Below are 21374 nucleotides of genomic sequence, written 5' to 3'. Positions count from 1 at the left end.
CCCCGCGCGCCCCGCCGCCCCGCGCCGGTCGATCATGAAGTTGTGGTGGGCGGAAGCTGCGCCCTCGCCCGATATGTGGGGCACCACAACTCCATGATCGACGCGGGTGGGTGGGGGCTAGTGCGACATCAGGTCATGCGACTCGCGGATCTTGGCCCAGGACTTCGGCTCCGTTGGCGGGGCGGCCTTACGGGCGGCGCTGGCCACATCGGGTCGGCCGGCGGTGAACAGCCAGGTGGTGAAGAGGTCGTCCAGGTCCAGCCCGGAGATCCGCTCGGCCAGCGCCTGGAACTGCTCGATGGTGCCGTTGCCGTAGCGGCGCTCGGCAGTCCAGGTCGGCAGGATCTCGAAGAACGCGTCGTCGCCGACGGCCAGCCGCAGCTGGTGCAGGGTCATCGCGCCCCGGTCGTAGACGGCGTTGTCGAAGACCCGAGCGGCACCCGGGTCACCGGGCAGCACCTGCCAGAACTCGTCGTCAGCCGGGTAGCTGGCGTAGGTGAAGTCGAAGACCTCCTGGGCGGTGCCCTCGCCCTGCTCCTCCGACCAGAGCCACTCGGCGTACGAGGCGAAGCCCTCGTTGAGCCAGATGTTGCGCCAGTCGGCCACCGAGACCGAGTCGCCGAACCACTGGTGGGCAAGCTCGTGCGTCACCACGTAGGTGTTGGCGCCACGTCGCCAGAAGCCCGGCCCGTACACCGGTCGGGTCTGCGTCTCCAGGGCGAAGCCGATGCCGTCGATCGGCCCGGCCACGCCGCCCTGCGCCTCGAACGGGTACGGGCCGAAGATCCCGCTCTCCCAGTCGACGATCTCGGCGGTCCGCTCGATGCTGGCCCGCGCGGCCGGCCCGAGGGCGCCCAGCGAGGTGCTGTAAGCGTTGATCACCGGCTGGCCGCTCGGCGTGGTGTCGGTGACGATGTCGTACTGGCCGATGGCCATGAAGGCCAGGTAGGTGGCGGTGGGAGAGGTGGTCCGCCAGATCCACCGGGTGCGGTTGCCGGCCTCGGCCAGCGGCGGCCTCGGCTGCACACCGTTGCTGATCACCTCGACGCCGGTGGGCACCGACACCGAGATGTCGTAGGTGGCCTTGTCCAGTGGGTGGTCGTTGCTCGGGAACCACCACCACGCCGACTCGGGCTCGTTGACGGCGAGGGCGCCGTCGTCGGTACGCGTCCAGCCGGTGTAACCGTTGACCAGGGCCTCCGACGGGACACCGGAGTAGCGCACGACGATGGTGATCTGCTGGCCCCGGGTCACAGTGCGGGCCGGGGTGACCACCAACTCGTGCGCCCCCGCCGTGCTGGTGCTCGCCGCCCAACCGTTGACCCGCACCGACTCGACGTCGAGCAGGAAGTCCAGATTGAACGTCGAGAGGTCCTGGGTGGCGGTGGCGAGGATGGTGGTGGTGCCGGTGAGCAGGTCGGTGGCCGGTTCGTAGCGCAGCCGGACGTCGTAGTGCTCGACGTCGTAGCCGCCGTTGCCGTAGTCGGGGAAGTAACTGTCGCCCAGTCCGGGCGCGCCGGGTTGCGGCGCGGCGGAGACGACCGGACGGCCCCAGCCCGTCGGGGCGGCCTGGCCGGGGGTGCCGGCGAGCATGGTGCCGGCGGTGGTGAGGGTCAGGGCGGTGGTGGCCGCCGTGAGGACTCGTCGCACGGGGTGGACTCCCTCCATCGGGTGTTCGCCAGGCAAACCTAATCGACAACTGTGAACGTCGCCGGCCCGCCACACCCATCGGCGGTCGTCGCCCTCTGGCGCGCCTTGCACCGCAAGGTCACACTGTGTTGATCGGAGGTGACACGTGCGGCGCTCGGAGTTGCCCAAGCGGGAATTGATCGGCCAACGGCAGTCCACAGCGGGCCGGGAACGGCTACCGGCCGGCGGCTTGGAGTTGTTCGCGCTGCTCGCCCGGCTGCTGCGGCGACCCCGCCGCGGCGACCGCCGGCTGCCGCTGCTGTGGCTGGTCCGCTCCGACAGAGCGGATCTGATGGTGCCGCTGCGCCGGTTCCTCGGCCAGGGCCCCCGGCGGCGGGTCCCGCACGCCGTGCTCGACGCCGACCTGGCGCCCGGCGCCGGGGACGTGCCGGCGCTGCTGCGCGAACTGCACAGGCAGCTCTCCCTGGAGGCGTTCGGCGCCGCCCGACTGCGCTTCCGGCACTACCCGCTCGCCGACTGGCTGATGCAGCAGAGCCTCAGCCCTGGCGTCGACGCCGACGACAGCCGCGCCGCCCTGGTCCGCCGGCTGCGTGACCGCAAGGGCCCACGCACGCCGGAGGCGTTGCCGTCCGGCGGCGACGCGGTGAGCATCGTCTCGCAGGTGCTGCTCTGGCTGGTCCGTCGCGCGGTGCCGGGGGTGGTCTTCCGGGCTGCCGTCTCCGGTCGGGTGCCGGTGCTCGGGCGGCACTACAACTGGTTCATGCGTCAGCAGTATCTGGCGCCCCGGCAGTCGGTCACCTTCCTCGGCTTCGCCGAGCGCCTCACCGCGGGCTGGCGCGACGGGGAACAACCCGACCAGGTCAACAAGCTGCTGCTGCACGCGTTCCTGGAGGACCTGCGGCAGGCGTACCGGCGTCGGCCGTGGCGTCCGTCGGACTGGCGGCGCACCGCGTATCCGGCGCTGCTGATCGATCACGTCGCCCCCGGCAACGTCGGCGGTGAACTGGTCCGCCTGATCGGCGACGTCCGCACCGAGACCGGCCGCAACGACCCGCTGCTCATCATCGCGTCCGGCGTGCAGCCCCCGCCGGAACTGCCCGAACCGCACCCGTTGACCGAGGCCGACGAGGCGTTCGACGAGTGGGTTGAGGCGTTGCCGGAGATGCGCCGCCTGCGCCGCCCGGCCGCCTGGCTCGTGGCGCTGCGCCCCGACGACACCGACACCGGCCCACCCTCCCGTGCCGGTGTGCGGCCGTTCTCCGCGCCCGACCCGCCCTGGTGGTCGCGGCGCTTCCTGCCGACCGCGCTGTGCCTGGTGCTGGTGGCGACGCTCGGCCTGTGGGTGGCGAGCCGGTGGGGGCCGGGCTGTCACCCCTCGCTCACCGGCCAGGTGTCGGTCGAGGTGGCCGCGAGCGGCGAGTGTGTCGGCTACAGCGACAGCGCCGCGCAGGTGTTCAACAACGACCCCGGCCAGGAGGGGCTGCGGACCGTCCAGCGGCGCATCTTCGCCCAGAACCGCGCCGCCGAGGAGGTCTGGCAGCGCAGCGACCGACGTCGGCCCTTCCTCACACTGGTCTACCTCGGCACCCTCACCGGCAACCTGACCCGCGCGGACGAGGAGTCGTACGTCTCCGAGCGGGAGGAACTGGAAGGCATGGCCACCGCCCAGTACGCGCTGCTGAAGGAGTCGGCCGGCGCCAACGGCGCGGCGCTGCTGCGGATCGTGGTGGCCAACGGCGGTAAACAGATGATCTACGCTGACCGGGCCGTGGCGATGCTGGCCGAGCTGGCCCGGGAGGACCCCACGGTGCTCGGGGTGGTCGGGCTGGTGGAGAGCCGCACCAGCACCGCCCGCGCGCTGCGCGAGCTGAACCAGGTCGGGCTGCCGGTGCTGGCGCCCACCCTCTCCGCCGACAAGATGGACGCCAACTCCCGCCTCTACCTCCAGATCTCCGCCCCGAACAAGGACCAGGTGAAGCTGGTCGACGCGTACGCCAAACAGGTGCTGAAGGTCAACGAGGCACACGTCTTCTACACCACACTGGAGGGCAGCTCGCTCACCGAGGATCTCTACGTGGGCACCCTCGTCGACGGGCTCCGACAACAGTTCGGCCCCCGGATCACCCGCCTCGACGAGTGGCGCAACGGGCAGCGGCTGGTCGACGAGTGCGGCTACACCGGGATGCTCTTCTACGCCGGCCGTTGGTCGGAGTTCGACGGTTTCCTGCGGGCGCTGCGCGAGTGTGGCGGCAACCCGCCCCGACACCTCGTCGCCGACGACTCGGCCAACCGGTACATGGCCAACCCGGGGCTGCGCGCCGCCGCGCCCGGCAACCTGCCCGTCACGTACGTCTCCAAGGCGGCCCTGGCCACCTGCGCGGCGCTGCGGGCCGCCCAGGACCGGCGCGACGACGCACGGGCCAGCTTCCTGTCCTGGATCCAGGCCGACGACCTGCTCGACCCGCCGCGCTGCCGGCCCGGCTCGGAGGAGCAGGTCGGCGAGCGGGTCAGCCTCGCCTACGACGCGTCGATGATGCTGGTCCGGGCGGTGGAGAGCCTCGCCGCCCGGCTGCACCACGCCGACCCCCGGCAACGCTGGGAGCCGAATTCGGTCAACCCGGTGGGCGTGCACGCGGAGGTGCTCCGGCAGAACGCCGGACAGGGCTACCCGGGAGTGGCCGGGCTGATCCGCTTCACGCCCGACTCGGGGGAGCCGGTCGACAAGCGGCTGGCCCTGATGCGGGTGGAGCAGGTGCCCGACGTGGCGAGGGCGCCGGTGGAGGTGTTCCGCTGCGGGGCGGCCGACGCGTCCGGCCCGGCGGCGTGCGGCCCCGCCTGACCGGTCCGGCGTGACACGTCCTCGCAGGACTGTCCGGGTGCCGTCGGTGTCCGTTAGGGTTCCTGGGACCAGGCGGCCGTGGCGTTGGGGGCAGAGGGTGGGCAGGCTCGCGTCGGCGTACGGGCAGGCGGTCAACTCCCACCGGGCGGCTCGGGCGCATCTGGACAGTGCCCGCAGCGTCCTGGGGGCGGCGCCGACCTTCGTCGCGCCTTTCGGCGCCGACGACCTGGTGGCCCGCCTCGCCCGCGTCGGCGGCGCCCTGGCCACCCCCGCCCCGGGCGTCACGCCGCTGACCGACGAGCCGGCCGCGGTGCGGATCGGCGAGGCGTCCACAGCGGACGGCACCTTTCCGGTGCTGGTTCCGCTGGGCGGCGGCCACCACCTCGCAGTGGACACCGACGCCCGGGACCCGCAGGTCGCCGGGCTGCTGCGGGCGCTGGTGCTACGGCTGGTCGCCACCGCGCCGCCCGGTCAGGTCCGCGTCGCCGGCATCGACACCGCAGCGCTCGGCGCCACCTTCGGCCCGCTGCGACCACTGCTCGACGCCGGGGTGCTCGACCCGCCGGCCACCGGCGAGGCCGAGGTGGCCGCGCTGCTGGACTCCGCCGAGCAGCACGCCCGCGCGGCGCAGCACGGTCAGCCCGCCGCCCGCCGCCTGCTGGTGGTGGTCGCCACCGCCGCGCCACCGCCGCGCGAGCTGGCCCGGCTCGCCGCGCTCACCCACGCCGGCCCGGCCGCCGCCGTGTGCGTGCTGCTCGCCGGCCACCCGTCCCGGCTGCCCGGCGAGACCGCGCCTCCGCTGGGCGGCACCACAGCGGTGCGGCTCAGCCAGGGGTACGCGCACGTCGGCGACCCACCCGGCGCCCCGTTCAGCGCCGACGGCAGCGGGCTCGCCGCACCCGTCCTGCTCGACGGCGACCCGCCGCCCGCCTCGGTACGCGCGCTCGCCGAGCACCTCGGCACCGTCACCCGCCGCGCCGACGCGCTGCCCTTCACCGATCTGCTGCCCGAACGGCGCTGGGCCGAGTCCGCCGGCAACGGCCTGCGTACGGTGATCGGCCGGGCCGGCGGCGGCGCAGCCCTCGGCGCCGCGCTGACGCTCGCCTTCGACGACGCCACCCCGCACTGGCTGGTCGGCGGGCGCACCGGCGCCGGCAAGACCGTCTTCCTCCTCGACGTCCTCTACGGGCTGGCCGCCCGCTACCCGCCGGCCGAGTTGCAGCTCTACCTGCTCGACTTCAAGGAGGGCGTGAGCTTCACCGAGTTCGTGCCCACCGGCCGGGACCCGTCCTGGCTGCCGCACGCCCGCGCCGTCGGCATCGAATCCGACCGCGAGTACGGTCTCGCCGTGCTGCGCGAGCTGCGCCGGGAGGCGCAGCGCCGGGCCACAGCACTCAAACGGCACGGCGTCACCAAGCTCGCCGACCTGCCCCCTGACAATCCGCTGCCGCGCATCGTGACGGTCATCGACGAGTTCCACGTGCTGCTCGCCGGTAACGACGCGCTGGCCCGCGAATCCGTCGACCTGCTGGAGGAGTTGGCCCGCAAGGGCCGCTCGTACGGCATCCACCTGGTGCTCGCCAGCCAGAGCATGACCGGCATCGAAGCCCTCTACGGGCGGGCCGAGGCGATCTTCGGGCAGTTCGCGTTGCGGGTGGCGCTGCCCGGCGGCGGTGGGGTGCTCGACCAGCTCAACGACGCCGCCGCGGCCCTGCCGGTCGGCTCCGCCGTGGTCAACACCGCCGCCGGCGCGGTCGGCGCCGACACAGTGCTGCGCTTCCCCGACGCGCACGCCGCCGCGGCGGACCTCGCCGCCCTGCGCCACGACCTGTGGCAGGCCCGCCCGCCGGGCTCGCGGGCGCCTGCGGTCTTCAAGGGGTACGAAGCCGCGCGGATCGAGGACGACCCGACGTTCGCCGGGTTGCGCCCCGGTGGTCGACGCCCGATGGCCCTGGTCGGCCGAACCGTCGACGTGCACGGCACCACAGCACTGTTCCTGATGGACACCACCCCCGGTCGGCACCTCGCCGTGGTGGGCACCGCACCGACCGGCGCGGACGTGCTGCGCGCCGCGACGCTCAGCCTGGCCCGCCAGCACACCCCCGGCGACGCCCGCTTCCACCTGGCCTGCCTGGTCACCGTCGCCGACCCGGTCGCCGACGACACCGAGGCGATTCTGCGGGCCGCCAGCCACCCGGTGCGGCGCCTCGACGCGGCCGGGCTGCGCGACCGGATCGCCGCGCTGGCCGCCGAGCCCACCGGCCGCGAATACGTGGTGGTGTTCGGCATGGACGCCGCCGCGCCCGTCCTCGGGGCCAGCGACCCCGGCACGTTCCGCTCCGGCCTGGACGACCTGCGTACCGTCCTGCGTCAGGGCCCCGGGCAGGGCGTGCACCTGCTCGGCTGGTGGCGGGGGCTACGTCGGCTCGCCGACGACCTCGGCGGCACCCAGAACCGCGACGACGTCGCCTGCCTGGTCGCGCTCAACGTGCCCGGCGCCGAACTGGCCCTGCACCTCGGAGCGCACGACCTGGCCTACACGCCCCGCCCCGACCGGGCGCTGCTCATCGACCGGCACGACCAGCGCACCCGGCTGATCGTCCCGTTCGTCGGCGACGGGCACGAGCCGGACGGGGAGCGGTGACAGTGTCCTTCGAGGAGTTCGCCGCGCTGGCCCGACAACTCTCCGCCCAGCACCGTGCGGGGGAACAGCACGCCGCCGCCGAGTCCGCCCGCCGCCGGGACCTGCACGCCGCCGTCGACTACCTCCAGCAGCGGCTGAACGCCCAGGGGCAGCGCCTCGACCAGCTCGGCCGAGCCATCGGCGTCGACCAGCCACCCCCTGCCACTACTGCTGCCCCCGACTCAGGCCCAGTGGCGCAGGGTGAGACCGCCGCCTGGCCCGGCCCACCGTCCGGCGCCGGGTCGCCCTCGGCTCCCGGCTCCGGCTCGCCCTCCGTTCCCGGCGCACCTACCGCACCCGGAACCGGGGACGGGGAATCTGTCGGCGCAGCCGGCGCGCCGGGGCGGGCGGGGGTCGGGGCGTACCCCCAGCTGCCGGCGGGGGAGGCGCGGCTGGCGCTGCCGACGGCGGTGAGCCCGGCGGGCGGCGGTGTGCCCGCGCAGCGCGCGGCGGCGGCCGACCCGGCGGTGGAGTTGGAGCTGGCCCGGCGGATGGCCGACGAGGCCGACCGGCACGGGCAGCAGGCGGAGTTGCTGGCCCAGCGGCCGGCGCTGCTGCCGACGTGGTCGCCGCTGGCCCGGGCGGTCGCCGTCTACGCCGGGTGCGGCGCGGCGGCCGGGGTGCTCGTGCTGATGCTGGTGCTCGCCTCCGGGGTCGGTCTGGTGGACGGGTTCACCCTCGGCGCGTGGATCTGCGCGGGGTTGCCGGCGGTGGCGTTCTTCGGCGGGTACCTGGTGCTGGGCCGGTGGGGGCGGCCCGCGATGGTCGCCGGCACCCCGCCGCGGTACCTGCCGCTCGGGTTCCTGATCTGTTTCCTGGTGGTGCCGATGGCCTACTGCGCCTACCTGCTGATGGTCCGCGGCCTGCGCTGACTGTGTGGTTGGCCGGGTCGGCTGCGACGGCTCCTCCCGCGTGATCCACTCCGCCGTCGACTGGCTAGTCCAGGTGGTAGGTGATGCTGCCGGCGTCGCTGAACCTCTGCTCGGCGCCGCTGTTCGACGGGCTGAAGACGCGGCAGGAACAGCCGTCGGCGGGCTGCCCCGCTGACGCCTCGGCGTAGTACCAGACCTGACCCAGCTGGGCCTTGAACGTGCGACTGGTTCGCGCCGGCACCTCGATCGCCCGGTGCGGTTCACACTGAGCGTCGAAGAGCCACAGCACGTACGGCTCACTGGCCGTCGAGGCGGTGCCCCGCAGCGGTTCTCCCCACCGGCCCTCGGGGATGTCCCGTTGGAAGTACGCCACCGCATCCTGGCCCTTGGTCTTGGCGATGCAGGCCCGGTCGGCGGGTGCCCGAGATTCCGGGGTCGGACTGGGCGCGCCTGGTGCCGACGACGATGACTGGAGGCTGCTGAGGATGCTCTGCCCGTCACCGGTCGCGACGGTGACGACGAGCAGGAGAGCGAGGATCCCGAGGAGACCGCCGGACAGCCCGATGAGATGGGCCCGGCGACCACGGCCGGCCGTGTCTGTGCCTGTCTGCCGAGACGTCAACCCGCATCACTCCCTCAGCCACCTGGCCGGCCCCTGTCAAATGGTTGAGGAGGTCGGTACCACTCCTTTTCCGACCAACGAGTCTATGAGGTTTCGTGCTCGGGCATTGCCCCCAAACCTGCCGTGGTGGCCTGCACCCGACCACTCCACTCCGTGCCACATTGCCGGGAGCGCCTCGGTCTCTCCGGCCACCTGGACGCAGGAGATGCCGCCATCCATTGTGTTCGCCTCGGTGCCGTAGTCTCGCGCCCCGAGCGCTGTCGGTACGCAATCCGCTCGCCGGGGCTCCGGATCGTCACACCTCGGCGTCTCCTGAGCGGTAGGTCGGTCGAAAGGTTGGTCAGGGAATTGCAGGGACACACGTCCACCCAGGTTGAGCCGATGCGGGCAGGGGGCGGGCTTGCCGTTTCGTCGCCGGTCAACGCCGATGCGGCGACGCCTCGCTCCGAACAGGAGTCAGGGCTGTCGGTCGTCGCGGCATTACAGCAGGCCGGTCCGAGCGTGGTGGTCGCCGGCTTCGGGCTGATCGCCGTCGGCGCGGTCGGGGGTTGGCTGATCTGGCGCAGCGGCGCCTCCGCGGCGAAGATCCAGCCCGAGGACACCACCGGTGTCTTCCTCACCCTGTTGGTCTTCGCCGCAGCGGTCGAGCGGATCCTGGAACCGTTCTCGCGGTGGCTGCCCGGACGCGCCGCCGAGGCCGCGCTGTCCCGAACGGTGGCCGACGTGACCAGCCGGGTCGACGGCCCCACCGAGTCTGACCGCGCGGCGGTCGCCGTGGCCACCGCCAAGGTCGCGCGGGCGAAGGCGATCCGCACCATCGTCGCGTGGGGTCTCGCCAGCGGGTTGGCCACCGTGGCGTCCAGCGCCGGCGGGTTCTACGTGCTGCACGCGGTCGCCGGCGGCGACTGGAACGGAGTGGCAGTCTGGGTCGATGCCGTAGTGACCGGTGTGATGGTCGGCAGCGGCACCAAGCCGCTGCACGATCTGATCACCCGGGCCCAGAACGGCCCGCCGTCCCCGTAGCGCGCCGCCGGGCGGGCCGAGCTCCCCGACGGGCATGATCCACTCGGTTTCACGGAAGTCGGGGTATCCGTGCCAGCGGGATACCCCGACTTCAGCAACCTCGTGTCGATCTTAGGCTGGCTCAGCGTCGGTCGGACTCGAGTGGTGCGCCTACCTGCTGGGGATCCGCGCCGTGCGCCGAGTCGTCGGCGGTGTGTGCGGCGGCCACCAGAATTTCGTCGAGTTCGCGGTCGGTGAGACCTTCGTCTTCGAGCAGGCCGAGCAGCAGCACCGTCCGCGCGACGATCGCCGCCACGTTGTGGGGCACGGGCGGACGCTCACCGAGCGCCGCCCACACCAGCGCCTCGGCCAGCACCGGGTCAACGTCGCGCCCGGTCGCGTCGTAGCGTTCCCGAGCGGACGCCACGAACCGGATCACCGGCGCGCGATCCTGCCCCGCGACGAACCGCCGCCGTACCGCCACCAACAGCGCACCGGCGAGCAGATCCGCGTACCGCAGCCAGTCCGACTCGGCGAACCGGCCCAGCCGGCGCTCGTGGCCGCGCAGCCGCCCGGTCAGCAGGCCGCGCAGCGCCGCGTGCGGATCGGTCACCATCGTCGCTCCTTGATCATCGTGAATGCCCTCCGGTGTGCGCGTTGCCTGGTCAGTCGATGCCGCCTGGTAACCAGCGCGCTCGCCGCCCGGCAACCGCGGGCGATCACTTCGGCACTGCCGGCGTCGCTGGCCCTGTCGGCGCCGCTGGCCCTGTCGTGGTCGGCGTCGTTGTCGTTGTCGTGGTCGGCGGGCCGGGGCGGTGCTGCGGGCTCTCCGTCCGGTGCTGCCACCGAATGGCAGGCAGGTGCTGCCATTGAGTGGCCCGTCAGTGCCGCCACCGAACGCTCGATCCGGCAGCCGCCGACCGCGAGCCGGGCGACGACCAGGTCCAACCGGGTGATCGCCGCCGCGAAGTGCCGGGCCGCGACCACGTCCGCCACCTTCCGGGTACGCCGCAGCCGGTCCTCGGTCGCGATCAACCGCCAACGGACACGGGCAGCCAGCGCGGCGGCCCGGTCCGCGTCGATCCGAGCAGCGTGCAGACCGACGAGCAGGTCCCCGACCGAGCCTCCCGGTGACTGCCGATCGGCGGCCAAGCCGGCGTAGACCAGGCTCAACGCCCGCCAGCACTCCGTGACCGCGTCCTGCCAGGGCAGCCGCCGGCCGGGTGGACCTGTCCCGTGCAACTGCGCACCGGCCCGGTCGGCAGCGGAGATGGTCGCCAGCCAGGCGGCACGTAGATCGTCCAGACTGTCGGTGCTCATTCGTCCGCCTCGGCATTGGATTTGACCAGGAGAGCGAAGCGAACCTCGGCACAGGGGTAGTCGACGCCGCACTCGCAGAGCCAGCGACGCACCACGCGGGGCGGATGGGCGAAGAGAACATCGTCGGCGTCCTCGACGTCCTGATCGGACATAAGGCGGTGGCGTTGCTCGGCTGGGGCTGGGGCTGGGGCTGGGGCTGGGGCTGGTGGATCGGTGGGGGATTCGTCAGGTCGATCGGGCATCCAGGGCTCCCGTCGCGTCGTCCTAGCTGCTCACGGCTCTTGCGTCGGGGCGGCGTGCGGGCACGCCCCGGCACGCCCGGCCGAACGGGGGGACCGACCGACCGGGCGCTTCCTGCGCGGTGGGAACGAGCCAGCTCCTCGGGTGCTGACCAGGGAACTCGCTCAGTTCGGAGCCTAGGATAACAAGCTATCGCAGTCAAGCTATCACTTGCGATAACAAGGTGAAGAGTGGTCGAATGGCGGTGCTGACCAGGGAGTACCGCCATGCCACCAAGCCCCAAGTGGGTTGAGCTTGCCGAGCACATCCGCAAGCAGATCGCCTCGGGCGAGTTGTCGCCCGGCGACAAGCTGCCCTCGACCACGCAGCTCTGTCAGATTCACGGCGTCTCCGCGATCGTCGTGCGCAATGCGATGCTCACCCTGAAGGCTGAAGGACTCGTGGTTGGTGTGCCCGGCGTGGGCGTGTACGTCGCGGAGCGTTGAGTAGCTAGGGCCAATCCGCATTCCACGCCTCTCGGCGGCCGAAGCTGCAAGATCGGCCCAGCGGCGCGTTCCTGGAGTAGCGAACCTGGTGCCGGGAGCGATCACGCGGTCGCGCTGGGTGCGCGAATCTCGTACGCTCCCATGTGGTCTCTGCCGGTGCGATGGCGGAGGCGATGGTCCATCACGGGGAGGTGCGCGTGAGCGCAGCACAGATCATCGCGAGGTTGGCGGCGGCGTCGCAGAAGCTGGACGAGGCGAAGGCCAAGACCGCAGCGGCAGCACAGGACGCGGCCGAGGCGCGGGCACTCGTCGCCGGTGCGCTGGAGGGTGTAGCCGCCGGTCCGCTGGTCGGCATGATCGATTCGTACCGTCAGGCGCTCGCGCAGGCGTCCCAGGGTGGCGACCCTGCCAAGCAGCACGTGCAGGAGACGATCGCCAAGGTTCGAGCGCTGGGAAACTGACCACGGGTGGTGGTAGCACAACCCGCCATCCACCCGTGCGACCTGCGGTTCCACCGCGCGAGCCGGCGGTTGATCGGCCAGCTCGCCCTGCGCCTGAGGCTCTTCAACCACGCGAGCGGGAATCGGAAGCGCCCCGATGGGAGCGCCGCGTGGACGCTCTTGTCGCCTATTCACCGCAGGGGGTTGGGTTGACCAGCGGCGTGCTTGGTGTCTTGGTGGCACCGAACAAGATCGTGGGTGTTGGACTCGTGATACTCGGCTCCACTGTTGACACGGTTACGACATGGTGGGACAGGCGCCAGAGACGGAGGGACAGCAATGCGGGTTGACGGACGCGTGGAGGAGGCGGTGCGGGAGGCTTACCGAGCCGTCATTGCGAAGGATGGTGATCGCCTTGTGGCAGCGCTCGCCGGACTCGACGAGCGCGAAGCCGAGACGGCCTTTCGCTACTCGGTTTTCGTCGTCGGCTTCATTGTCAAAGACGTGTTCCGCAATGGTGCGGCCGAAGCCGAGCTACTGGGACTGGCCGACAAAATCGTTGCCAGCGAGTCCTCCTGGGTAAATCTCGGTCCTCGTGAGGACTTGGGCAGGCTGCTGGCGGCAGCGGCCAGCGGTGATATCGCCGCCAGTTCGACCGACCGCGCTGATGTCGTGGGTAACACCTTCGTGGTCGGTGGCTTCTTGCTCACTAGCTTCCGACTCAATGACCAGCGCTGGTGGAACTACCTCGACGAGATCTGGACCGCCATGGAGTCGGCGGGGTGACCGGCGTGCCACACCCGGTAGTCCGGGACGGCGGCGAGCTGGACGGTTTCCGCATCGGCTATCTACCGCCGGACGTTGGTGACCTGGTTTCGGACTTCGCCTCCGAGTGGGAGGACGTCAGTTTCGCCACCCGCGTCTGGGAACGCCAGGTCGAGGAGGGCGACCAAGTGGACCTGCGGGTGCACGTGCTCCGAGGCGATCGGCTGGGCGCCCTCGCCGAGCTACGCGACTTCCTGGCCGAGTATCACGAGCACGATCTCGACGACTGGGCCTTCAGCGATTTCCAGCACGTCGAGGGCCCTGGGCTGATCGGTGCCGTCGAGGCGTTTTGGCTGGTCGCACCCGGTGTGGCCGTGAATGTGTTGACGGGCCCGGAGGGCTTGACCGGGGACAGCCTGCGGGCGGTTGCGCGGAAAGTCACTGCGACACAGACAGGCAATCCCGCCTTTCCGGATGCAGGTCATGAACTCACCTGCGGCTGAGGTACGGACCTCGCGTCCCTTCGCTTCGGGATGAGCTTTCAGATCGGCGCGAGGCCGCAGAAGAGCGCCTTCTACCACCGGCGGCGTCAACTCAACCGGCGGACGACCGGACGCAGGACCGTCACAAGCATGCTCTTGTCTGTGGTGGCCAGGTGTTCGTGGCACGCTGCGATGTTGTCAGCTTCGTTCAGCTCCGACCAGTCAAGCAAAAAGCCCGCGGCGGCGCCGAGTTGCCGGAGGAACGATCGGACCGTTCGGCCGTTGCCCTCACGGAAGGGGTGACAGACGTTCAACTCGCCGTAGTAGTGAGCGAGTGTCTCGACGAACGCTTCGTGCTTCAGGCCAAGAAGAAAGCCGTCCTTGCTGAGCCCGCTAAGGATCGTGCTCACTTGGTCGTCGATGTATCGCCAGTGACAGAAGCGTGCTCCTGGCTTACTGATGTCGACGGTCCTGGTCTGCCCGGCCCAGTCGTAAAGATCGCCGAACAGCTTCCGATGGAACGCCTGTAGGTGGTCAAGGCCATAGCTGCCCGGGATCATCATTCGGGATGCTTGAACCTCACGAATCGAGGTCAAGCGGAACTCCGCCTCCCGAAGGATGTCGGGATCCGTGATTCCTAACTTGTTCTTGAGGCAGGCGATCCCTGGCCAACAGTACGGATCATGCACCCTTGAGGCGAGCAATCTCTTGAGAGACCAGCTCGTCCGCGCTGATCAGACCCGATGCCACATCGCGGAGCTTGTCCTGCCAGTCCTGGTCGAACTCTTTGCCTTCCAGGGCGGCGTTCGCAGTGGCTAGACCGACAGCAGTCTCCGTATTCGCGATCTGCCGCGCATAGTACGTCCGCATGAGGTCGGTGCTTATCCTTGCCGATGAGCTGGCTGACTCGGGGAGCGCACCTCGGGCGGCTCTCCAGGGCAGCTCGTTGTGCGTCATGAGGGACAGCTCGCTTGCCGAGAACTTGCCGTACTCATCAGTGACCCACTGGACGGTCCTGTGTTGATCTGGCGTCAGGTGTGAGGCCTCCCCGTGTGGCCACTCGGACACGGTGAGCTGCCTACGGTGGTGACGGTAGAGGGGTGGGACGACGGGGCCCTCCCGCCAAGCTTCGATCGGCTCGGGGAACAACAAGGCTCCCTCGCGTGCCAGATGCCACCCCTGGCAGTAGTACACGAGCTTTTCCAGCTTCATCGCGGTGACACTGCCGAGTTTGCTGAGCACTGCCGCTGCGACATCGTGAGCGGTAGCCATCTGGTAACACCCCCTGCCCTGGCCTGGCTTCGAGACTAGCGATCGGCCGGAGATTTCGCTGACTCTGGGCTGGTGTCGAGTCGACTTCGATCCTATCTGCCGTGGCGAACCAGGCGGTAGAACGTATGTTCGAGAAGGGTTGTTGCTGCTGTCGGAAAGCTGTCACCGCGCGTGGTGCGGGCTGTGCAAAGCGGTGATCGTCCCTATCCTGACGTGTTCACCGCAGGCTAGCCACGTGGAGTGTCGTGGATCCTCGACAGGTACGACGTCTGGCAGAGCAGTCTGCCAACTTCGGGTTCCTCAAGGAACATTCGCTACTGGTTTGGTACGGCGCGGGCGCTGAGCTGCTCGTCTATGTCGATGCCCAGGCCGCGATGTTCAAGATCCGCGCCTTCGGCGACGAGATGGCCAAGGATCTCGTCAGGCGCACCGGTGCGAAGCCGCAGAAGAACGACTTCTACCACCGGGTTCAGGCCCTGTATGGCGATGGCACGCTCGTGGCGGAGACCTACCACGCCTTCGACCGTCTCCGGGATCAGGGCAACAAGGCCGTACACGATCACCTGGGTGAGGTGCGTGCGGCGCTGGACATGCTGCGGACCTGCTTCGAGCTTGGGGTCTGGTTTCACAGGGCGCTGACGGGCGACCGCACCCCGCTCGGCTTCGTGCCACCGTCCCCGCCGCCTCAGCAGGTGTCGCAGAGCAATGCCGACGGGCTCCAGGCCGAGATCCAGCGCTACAAGGACGAGCTGGCGCAGACCAAGCTCTTGCTCGAAGGCAAGGCGTCGCTGGCGCAGGCCCAGGCGGATGCGATGGTCGCCGCGGATCGCGCCGTTCGCGATGCCGACGCTCGCCGCGATCAGGCCGCTGCGCTGGTAGCGAGCCTCAAGTCAGCGGCCGAGGCCGAGCAGGCTGCGTTGGACAGCAAGGCGACGGCCAAGGTCTCGGCCGCTCGACGCGAGGAGTTCATCGCCCGCGCCCGTCGTGCCTCCCACGAACCGCTCAACGAGATCCAGACCCGAGTCGAGATCGACCGGCAGTTGCGCGCGGCCGGCTGGGTCGTCCAGGACGAGAGCCAGATCAACCTCTGGGCCGGCACCGGCATCGCCGTGCGGGAGGTGACCCTGGCGACCGGCCGGGCCGACTACCTGCTCTACGTCAACCAGCGGCTGATCGGCGTGATCGAAGCCAAACGGGAGGGGACCGCGCCGCGCGGGGTCGAGGCGCAGCTCGACCGCTACCTTAATGGGCTCACCGCCGAGCAGAAGCTCGCCGCATGGCGCCGGGACGATCCGCTGCCCTTCGGCTACGTCGCCACGGGCACCGAGACCGCCTTCGTCAACCGGCTCGACCCGTTCCCGCGTACCCGCGAGGTCTTTGCCTTCCATCGGCCCGAGACGTTCGCGCGGTGGATGCGGGAGGCCGACGACGACCGGTCGGCGCCGACGTTGCGGGCCCGGCTGCGGCGGATGCCGGCGCTGGACCGGCTCGGCCTGCGGCCCGCCCAGGTGGACGCTATCGACGGGCTGGAACGCTCACTCGCCGAGGACCGCCCGCGGTCGCTGATCCAGATGGCCACCGGCGCTGGCAAGACGTTCACGGCGGTCACCAGTAGCTACCGGCTGCTGAAGCACGCCCGCGCCGCGCGGATCCTGTTCCTGGTCGACCGCAACAACCTCGGCAAGCAGACCCTGCGGGAGTACGCGGGCTACCAGACCCCGGACGACGGGCGGAAGTTCACCGAGCTGTACAACGTCGACCGGCTTTCCGGTGCCGGGATGCTCGACTCCTCGAACGTGGTCATCTCCACGATCCAGCGCCTCCACGGCGCGCTGCGCGGCGACGACTTGCCGGACGTGGATCTCGACGACCGCGCGTACGACGATTACGAGTTGGACCAGCCGGCCGAAGTTGCCTACAACCGGCACCTTCCGCCGGAGACGTTCGACCTGATTGTGGTCGACGAGTGCCACCGCTCGATCTATGGCAAGTGGCGGGCCGTCATCGAGTACTTCGACGCGTTCGTGGTCGGGCTGACGGCCACGCCTGTCAAGCAGACGCTGGGCTTCTTTCAGCAGAACCTGGTCTCCGAGTACACCTACGAGCAGGCGGTCGCCGACGGCGTGAACGTCAGCTTCGACGTGTACCGGATCAAGACGGAGATCACCGAGAAGGGCGCTGACATCGAGGCCGGCACCGTCGTGCCGCTGCGAGACCGCCGCACCCGGGCCGAGCGCTACCAGGAGCTGGAAGACGACTTTACGTACGGCGGCAGCCAAGTCGGCCGGTCGGTCATCTCGAAGGGGCAGCTCAAACTGGTGCTCGAGACGTTCCGGGAAAAGCTCTTCACCGAGATCTTCCCCGGTCGGTCGACCGTGCCGAAGACGCTGATCTTCGCGCGGGACGACAACCACGCCGAAGAGATCGTGCAGATGGTCCGGGTCGTCTTCGGGCGGGGCAACGACTTCGCCGCGAAGATCACCTACGCCTCCCGCAAAGGTGGCGACAACCCGGACACCCTCATCCAGGCGTTCCGCAACAGCCCCGAGCTGCGGATCGCGGTGACCGTCGACATGATCGCTACCGGCACCGACGTCCGGCCTCTGGAGTGTGTGTTCTTCCTGCGGCCGGTGCGCAGCGCCACGTACTTCGAGCAGATGAAGGGCCGTGGCGCCCGCACCATCGACGCGGCGGAGTTCCAGGCCGTCACGCCCGACGCCGAGGTCAAGGACCGGTTCGTCATCGTAGATGCAGTCGGCGTCACCGAAGCCGACCTGGACGAGGCCGTGCCCCTGCAACGACACACCGAACGGCAGATCTCGCTGCGCGACCTGCTCAAAAAGGCCGGCACGTTGACCGCCGACTCCGACGAGGTGGCCACGCTCGCCGCCCGGCTGGCCAGGCTGGAGCAGCAGCTGACCGACGACGAGCGCGCCGAACTGGCCGACCTTGCCGACCAGCCGCTGACCGGCATCGTGCGGGGCCTGGTCGACGCGGTCGCCCCCGAACAGCTCAATCCGGCCAAGGAAGCTGGCCCAGACGCCGTACGCGACCTGTTGGCCGGCGCGCTGCGCCCGCTCGCCGCGAACCCGGCGCTGCGCGAACGCATCCTGGAGATCAGGCGGGCGCACGACATCACCATCGACGAGGTGAACGCCGACAAGCTGATCTCGGCAGCCGGCGTGCCGCCCGAGGAACGCGCCCAGGTCACCGTGAAGAGTTGGCACGACTATCTGGAGGAGCACCGCGACGAGATCACCGCGTTGCAGGTCTTCTTCGAGGGGCGGGGTCGGGTGGGCTACGACCAGCTCAACGAACTCGCGAAGCGGATTGCTCGGCCGCCGCAGGCGTGGACGCCGGAGTCGCTGTGGAAGTCCTACGTGCTGCTCGGCCGCACCGCGGAGGCACCCGGCAGCAGGGGAGTGACCGATCTTGTCAGCCTCATCCGGTATGAGTTGGGGCTCGATCAGGAGCTGCGCCCGTACCGCAGTCTCGTCGAGGAGCGCTTCCGTGGGTGGCTGCTCCAGCAGGAACAGGCGGGCGCTACGTTCACTGCCGATCAGGCGTGGTGGCTGGAGAGGATCAAGGACGTGATAGCGGTCAGCGTGGAGATCACCCCAGACGACCTGGAGGGGGCACCATTCAGCGAGCGCGGCGGCATCGACGGGTTCGCGGGCGTGTTCGGCAAGCGCGCCGAGCCGCTGCTCAACGAACTGAACCAGGAGCTGTGCGCGTGACCGACTTGCCCCCCGGTTGGGCCGTTGCAACTCTTGCCGAACTGGTAGACCCCGATGGCGTCTTCGTCGACGGCGACTGGGTCGAGAGTAAGGATCAAGACCCTGACGGCGAGGTGCGCCTTGTTCAACTCGCGGATGTCGGTGAGGGGGAGTTCCGTGATCGGAGTAACCGATCACTCACCCAGTCGAAGGCCACAGAACTCAGGTGTACCTTCCTGGCACCTGGTGACGTGCTGATTGCGCGGATGCCAGATCCGCTTGGGCGGGCATGCATCTATCCGGGCACGGGCAGGCCGGCAGTGACAGTCGTGGACGTTTGCATTATTCGGGCTACAACTATTGACCACCAATGGTTGATGTGGGCACTTAACTCACCGCAAGTGCGCGGGCAGATTCTCGAATTCCAATCAGGTACCACTCGGAAACGAATTTCACGGGGAAATCTCGCAAAAGTGAAACTGTTCGTTCCCCCACTCGCTGAGCAACTCCGCATCGTGGCCTCGCTTGACGAAGGCTTGGCTGGGGTGGCAAGGGCGAGCGTGGCTGCGGGTCGAGCGGAGGTGCTGGCCCGGCATCTGGACAAGTCGTTGCTTGAGGCGGTAGCGGACGGATCTTTAATGCCTGGATCGTCCACCTGGCCAGTTGTGAGCATCGGAGAACATGCCCTAGTTCAGGGCGGTATCCAGAAGCAGCCCAAACGTCGACCGGTGCTCAATAAGTTCCCCTTCCTTCGAGTCGCCAACGTCCTGCGCGGGACTCTCAACCTCTCAGAAATTCAAGAAACGGAACTTTTCGAGGGTGAACTCGAGAGGTATTCTCTTTCTGATGGAGATCTGTTGGTGGTCGAGGGGAACGGAAGCTTTGAGCAGATCGGTCGGGCTGCGCGTTGGCGCGGCGAAGTTGTTGATTGTGTTCATCAAAACCACTTGATTAGAGTCAGGCCCTCGACAACGCTTGACCCTGCCTTCCTTGAACTTGTTTGGAATTCGCCAGTCGTTATTCGGCAGCTTCGGCAGGTTGCGAGTTCCACGAGCGGGCTTCACACCTTGAACACCGCCAAAATTAGAGCGATACGGATCCCATTGCCGCCGCTGCCCCTGCAGGCGTCACTTGTCAAGGAGGCGGAGCAATTGCGTAGTCATCTGGAGGCGGCTGTAGTCAGCGCCAAGTCAGCGATGATCAGATCCGCGAGACTGCGTAGGCGATTGCTCTCTGATGCTTCTGCAGGTCGGCTTGTGGAGCAGGATCCGAACGATGAGCCGGCGTCGGAACTGTTGGTCCGAATCGCAGCCAAACGGGCAGCCGCCTTGCCGAAGCAGCAGGCGCGGTCCCGGCGTGCACAAGAAGAGCTGGCGGCTCCGCTGACCAGGGTGACCGGCGACAACTACCAGCAGGAGGCACTGCCGCTGTGAGCACTGTGGATTCGCGCCGGTTGGTGCAGAAGCTGTGGAACTACTGCGACGTGCTGCGCGACGACGGCGTCTCGACCATCGACTACGTCGAGCAGTTGACGTTCCTGCTCTTCCTCAAGATGGCCGACGAGCGGGCCAATCGGTCGATTCGACCTGAGCAGATCGTGCCCGACGAGCTGAGCTGGCAGACGCTGCTCAACGCCGAGGGTGATGCCCTGGAGGTGCAGTACCGGCACATCCTCACCGGCCTGGCCCGGGAGGGCGGCACCCTGGGCACGATCTTCCGTAAGGCGCAGAACAAGATCCAGGATCCGGCAAAGCTCAAGCGGCTGATCGTCGACCTGATTGACAAGGAGCAGTGGTCGCAGGCCGGCGTCGACGTCAAGGGTGACGCCTATGAGGAGCTGCTCGCCAAGGGTGCCGAAGACGCCAAGTCCGGTGCCGGCCAGTACTTCACCCCGCGAGCGTTGACCGCCGCGATGGTCGATTGCATGCAGCCCAACCCCGATGACACCATCACCGACCCGGCCTGCGGCACGGGCGGCTTCCTGCTCGCCGCGTTCGACCACATTCAGCGGCACCACGGCAGTGACCTGACCCCGGATCAGCGACGCCGCCTCGCCAACGGTGCGATCACCGGCACTGAGCTGGTCGACGGCACTGCCCGGCTGGCCGCAATGAACATGCTGCTGCACGGCATCGGCACGCCCAGCGGTGACTCCCTGATCGCGATCAGGGACGCGCTCGGCAAGGAGCCGGACCGCCGCTACAGCCTGGTCCTCGCGAACCCGCCGTTCGGCCGCAGCTCCTCAATCCGGATGGTCGGCGAAGACGGCCGCTCCACCCGCGAGGAGCGGGAGATCGAGCGGAACGACTTTTGGGCCACCACCGCCAACAAGCAGCTCAACTTCGTCCAGCACATCGCCTCGCTGCTGGAGATCGACGGCCGGGCCGCGGTCGTCCTGCCGGACAACGTGCTCTTCGAGGGCGGCGCGGGGGAGACGATCCGCCGCCGGCTGCTCAAGCAGTACGACCTGCACACCATGCTGCGCCTGCCCACCGGCATCTTCTATGCCGGTGGGGTGAAGGCCAACGTGCTCTTCTTCGAGCGCAAGCGCGCCCGCGAGGAGCCGTGGACCCAAAAACTCTGGGTGTACGACTTCCGCACCAACCAGCACTTCACGCTCAAGCAGAACCCGCTGCGTCGCGAACACCTCCAGGATTTCGTCGACTGCTACCTGCCGGGCAAGGACCGCGCCGAGCGGGTGGAGACCGAACGGTTCCGGCCCTTCTCCTACGAGGAGCTGATCGCCCGAGACAAGGTGAACCTCGACATCACTTGGCTCAAGGACGCCTCCCTGGAGGACGCCGACGCGCTGCTGCCGCCGGAAGTCATCGCGCAGGAGATCGTCGAGGACCTGGAGGCGGCGCTGCGCGAATTCGCCGCCATCGCGGACGCCTTGTCATCCCGTGCCGCCCAGCCCAAGGACACCTGAGGGGAGGTGACTCCGCGTGTCGCGTCGGATCGGTGGTGCGATCCGATAGGCTCTCTG

The 21374-nt window shown here is 69.3% G+C and carries 18 protein-coding genes; 11 read left to right on the top strand and 7 right to left on the bottom strand.

The features are described from left to right. Nucleotides 1-117: 117 nt before the first annotated feature. Nucleotides 118-1650, bottom strand: coding sequence for a M1 family metallopeptidase (locus ABZS40_RS22445; protein WP_354945275.1), 1533 nt, complete (start codon nt 1648-1650; stop codon nt 118-120). A gap of 145 nt (nt 1651-1795) precedes the next feature. On the opposite strand from ABZS40_RS22445, the gene ABZS40_RS22440 reads away from it, so the two are divergent. From ABZS40_RS22440 to ABZS40_RS22430, 3 genes are all read left to right on the top strand, one after another. After that, nucleotides 1796-4489, top strand: a complete 2694-nt coding sequence (locus ABZS40_RS22440) for a hypothetical protein (RefSeq protein ID WP_354945274.1) — start codon at nt 1796-1798, stop codon at nt 4487-4489. Nucleotides 4490-4586: 97 nt separating this feature from the next. Continuing rightward, complete coding sequence (locus ABZS40_RS22435) at nt 4587-7133, top strand: FtsK/SpoIIIE domain-containing protein (protein ID WP_354945273.1); 2547 nt, start codon at nt 4587-4589, stop codon at nt 7131-7133. A 2-nt stretch (nt 7134-7135) separates the two neighbouring features. After that, nucleotides 7136-8044, top strand: coding sequence for a hypothetical protein (locus ABZS40_RS22430; RefSeq protein WP_354945272.1), 909 nt, complete (start codon nt 7136-7138; stop codon nt 8042-8044). Nucleotides 8045-8108: 64 nt separating this feature from the next. Here the strand turns inward: ABZS40_RS22430 and ABZS40_RS22425 are convergent, their stop codons facing one another. Beyond that, the gene (locus ABZS40_RS22425; protein WP_354945271.1) at nt 8109-8666 is read right to left on the bottom strand and encodes a hypothetical protein; all 558 of its coding nucleotides are present in this window, start codon (nt 8664-8666) and stop codon (nt 8109-8111) included. Nucleotides 8667-9047: 381 nt separating this feature from the next. On the opposite strand from ABZS40_RS22425, the gene ABZS40_RS22420 reads away from it, so the two are divergent. Further along, nucleotides 9048-9689: a hypothetical protein gene (locus ABZS40_RS22420; RefSeq protein ID WP_354945270.1), complete on the top strand. Its 642-nt coding sequence runs from the start codon at nt 9048-9050 to the stop codon at nt 9687-9689. 121 nt (nt 9690-9810) lie between these two features. On the opposite strand, the gene ABZS40_RS22415 is transcribed toward ABZS40_RS22420, so the two are convergent. Genes ABZS40_RS22415 through ABZS40_RS22405 form a run of 3 tightly spaced genes read right to left on the bottom strand, consistent with a single transcriptional unit; the run spans nt 9811 to nt 11140 of the window. After that, nucleotides 9811-10284 (bottom strand): hypothetical protein, encoded by a 474-nt coding sequence (locus ABZS40_RS22415; RefSeq protein ID WP_354945269.1) that lies wholly within the window; start codon nt 10282-10284, stop codon nt 9811-9813. Next, entirely contained in the window at nt 10278-10988 is a 711-nt protein-coding gene (locus ABZS40_RS22410) for a hypothetical protein (protein WP_354945268.1), read from the bottom strand. Before ABZS40_RS22410 ends, ABZS40_RS22415 begins: the two co-directional genes overlap by 7 nt. Beyond that, nucleotides 10985-11140 carry a hypothetical protein gene (locus ABZS40_RS22405; protein ID WP_354945266.1) on the bottom strand — a complete coding sequence of 52 codons (156 nt, stop codon included), beginning with the start codon at nt 11138-11140 and terminating at the stop codon, nt 10985-10987. Before ABZS40_RS22405 ends, ABZS40_RS22410 begins: the two co-directional genes overlap by 4 nt. 354 nt (nt 11141-11494) lie before the next feature. Between ABZS40_RS22405 and ABZS40_RS22400 the strand changes: the two genes are divergently transcribed. From ABZS40_RS22400 to ABZS40_RS22385, 4 genes are all read left to right on the top strand, one after another. After that, nucleotides 11495-11713 carry a winged helix-turn-helix domain-containing protein gene (locus ABZS40_RS22400; RefSeq protein WP_252418405.1) on the top strand — a complete coding sequence of 73 codons (219 nt, stop codon included), beginning with the start codon at nt 11495-11497 and terminating at the stop codon, nt 11711-11713. Between the two features lie 197 nt (nt 11714-11910). After that, entirely contained in the window at nt 11911-12174 is a 264-nt protein-coding gene (locus ABZS40_RS22395) for a DUF6244 family protein (RefSeq protein WP_030489032.1), read from the top strand. Between the two features lie 336 nt (nt 12175-12510). Then, nucleotides 12511-12939: a hypothetical protein gene (locus ABZS40_RS22390; protein WP_354945264.1), complete on the top strand. Its 429-nt coding sequence runs from the start codon at nt 12511-12513 to the stop codon at nt 12937-12939. Next, nucleotides 12936-13421 (top strand): hypothetical protein, encoded by a 486-nt coding sequence (locus ABZS40_RS22385; protein ID WP_354945263.1) that lies wholly within the window; start codon nt 12936-12938, stop codon nt 13419-13421. The genes ABZS40_RS22390 and ABZS40_RS22385 overlap by 4 nt, the downstream gene beginning before the upstream one ends. 86 nt (nt 13422-13507) lie before the next feature. Here ABZS40_RS22385 and ABZS40_RS22380 read toward each other — a convergent pair whose 3' ends face one another. Together ABZS40_RS22380 and ABZS40_RS22375 are read right to left on the bottom strand one after the other, a co-directional pair. After that, nucleotides 13508-13996 carry a Fic family protein gene (locus tag ABZS40_RS22380; RefSeq protein ID WP_354945262.1) on the bottom strand — a complete coding sequence of 163 codons (489 nt, stop codon included), beginning with the start codon at nt 13994-13996 and terminating at the stop codon, nt 13508-13510. Between the two features lie 85 nt (nt 13997-14081). After that, the gene (locus tag ABZS40_RS22375) at nt 14082-14672 is read right to left on the bottom strand and encodes a type II toxin-antitoxin system antitoxin SocA domain-containing protein (RefSeq protein ID WP_354945261.1); all 591 of its coding nucleotides are present in this window, start codon (nt 14670-14672) and stop codon (nt 14082-14084) included. A gap of 245 nt (nt 14673-14917) precedes the next feature. Here ABZS40_RS22375 and ABZS40_RS22370 point away from each other — a divergent pair, with 245 nt between their 5' ends. From ABZS40_RS22370 to ABZS40_RS22360, 3 genes are read left to right on the top strand one after another with little or no spacing between them, the layout of a single operon-like run. After that, on the top strand, nt 14918-18409 hold the full coding sequence (locus tag ABZS40_RS22370) for a DEAD/DEAH box helicase family protein (RefSeq protein WP_354945260.1): 3492 nt from the start codon (nt 14918-14920) through the stop codon (nt 18407-18409). Then, nucleotides 18406-19821: a hypothetical protein gene (locus ABZS40_RS22365; protein WP_354945259.1), complete on the top strand. Its 1416-nt coding sequence runs from the start codon at nt 18406-18408 to the stop codon at nt 19819-19821. The genes ABZS40_RS22370 and ABZS40_RS22365 overlap by 4 nt, the downstream gene beginning before the upstream one ends. Further along, entirely contained in the window at nt 19818-21317 is a 1500-nt protein-coding gene (locus ABZS40_RS22360) for a class I SAM-dependent DNA methyltransferase (RefSeq protein WP_354945258.1), read from the top strand. The genes ABZS40_RS22365 and ABZS40_RS22360 overlap by 4 nt, the downstream gene beginning before the upstream one ends. Nucleotides 21318-21374: the final 57 nt, after the last annotated feature.

It is taken from the genome of Micromonospora sp. NPDC005324, from assembly GCF_040607155.1.
Taxonomy (GTDB): domain Bacteria; phylum Actinomycetota; class Actinomycetes; order Mycobacteriales; family Micromonosporaceae; genus Micromonospora; species Micromonospora trifolii.
Note: the sequence above shows the minus strand (reverse complement) of the source record. Positions and strands in the feature narration are given on the sequence as shown.

What these genes read in the sequence shown, in the direction of transcription:
- ABZS40_RS22420 (WP_354945270.1), top strand. Translation starts at nt 9,048, where the DNA reads ATGCGGGCAGGGGGCGGGCTTGCCGTTTCGTCGCCGGTCAACGCCGAT.
- ABZS40_RS22415 (WP_354945269.1), bottom strand. Translation starts at nt 10,284, where the DNA reads ATGGTGACCGATCCGCACGCGGCGCTGCGCGGCCTGCTGACCGGGCGG.
- ABZS40_RS22410 (WP_354945268.1), bottom strand. Translation starts at nt 10,988, where the DNA reads ATGAGCACCGACAGTCTGGACGATCTACGTGCCGCCTGGCTGGCGACC.
- ABZS40_RS22405 (WP_354945266.1), bottom strand. Translation starts at nt 11,140, where the DNA reads ATGTCCGATCAGGACGTCGAGGACGCCGACGATGTTCTCTTCGCCCAT.
- ABZS40_RS22400 (WP_252418405.1), top strand. Translation starts at nt 11,495, where the DNA reads ATGCCACCAAGCCCCAAGTGGGTTGAGCTTGCCGAGCACATCCGCAAG.
- ABZS40_RS22375 (WP_354945261.1), bottom strand. Translation starts at nt 14,672, where the DNA reads ATGGCTACCGCTCACGATGTCGCAGCGGCAGTGCTCAGCAAACTCGGC.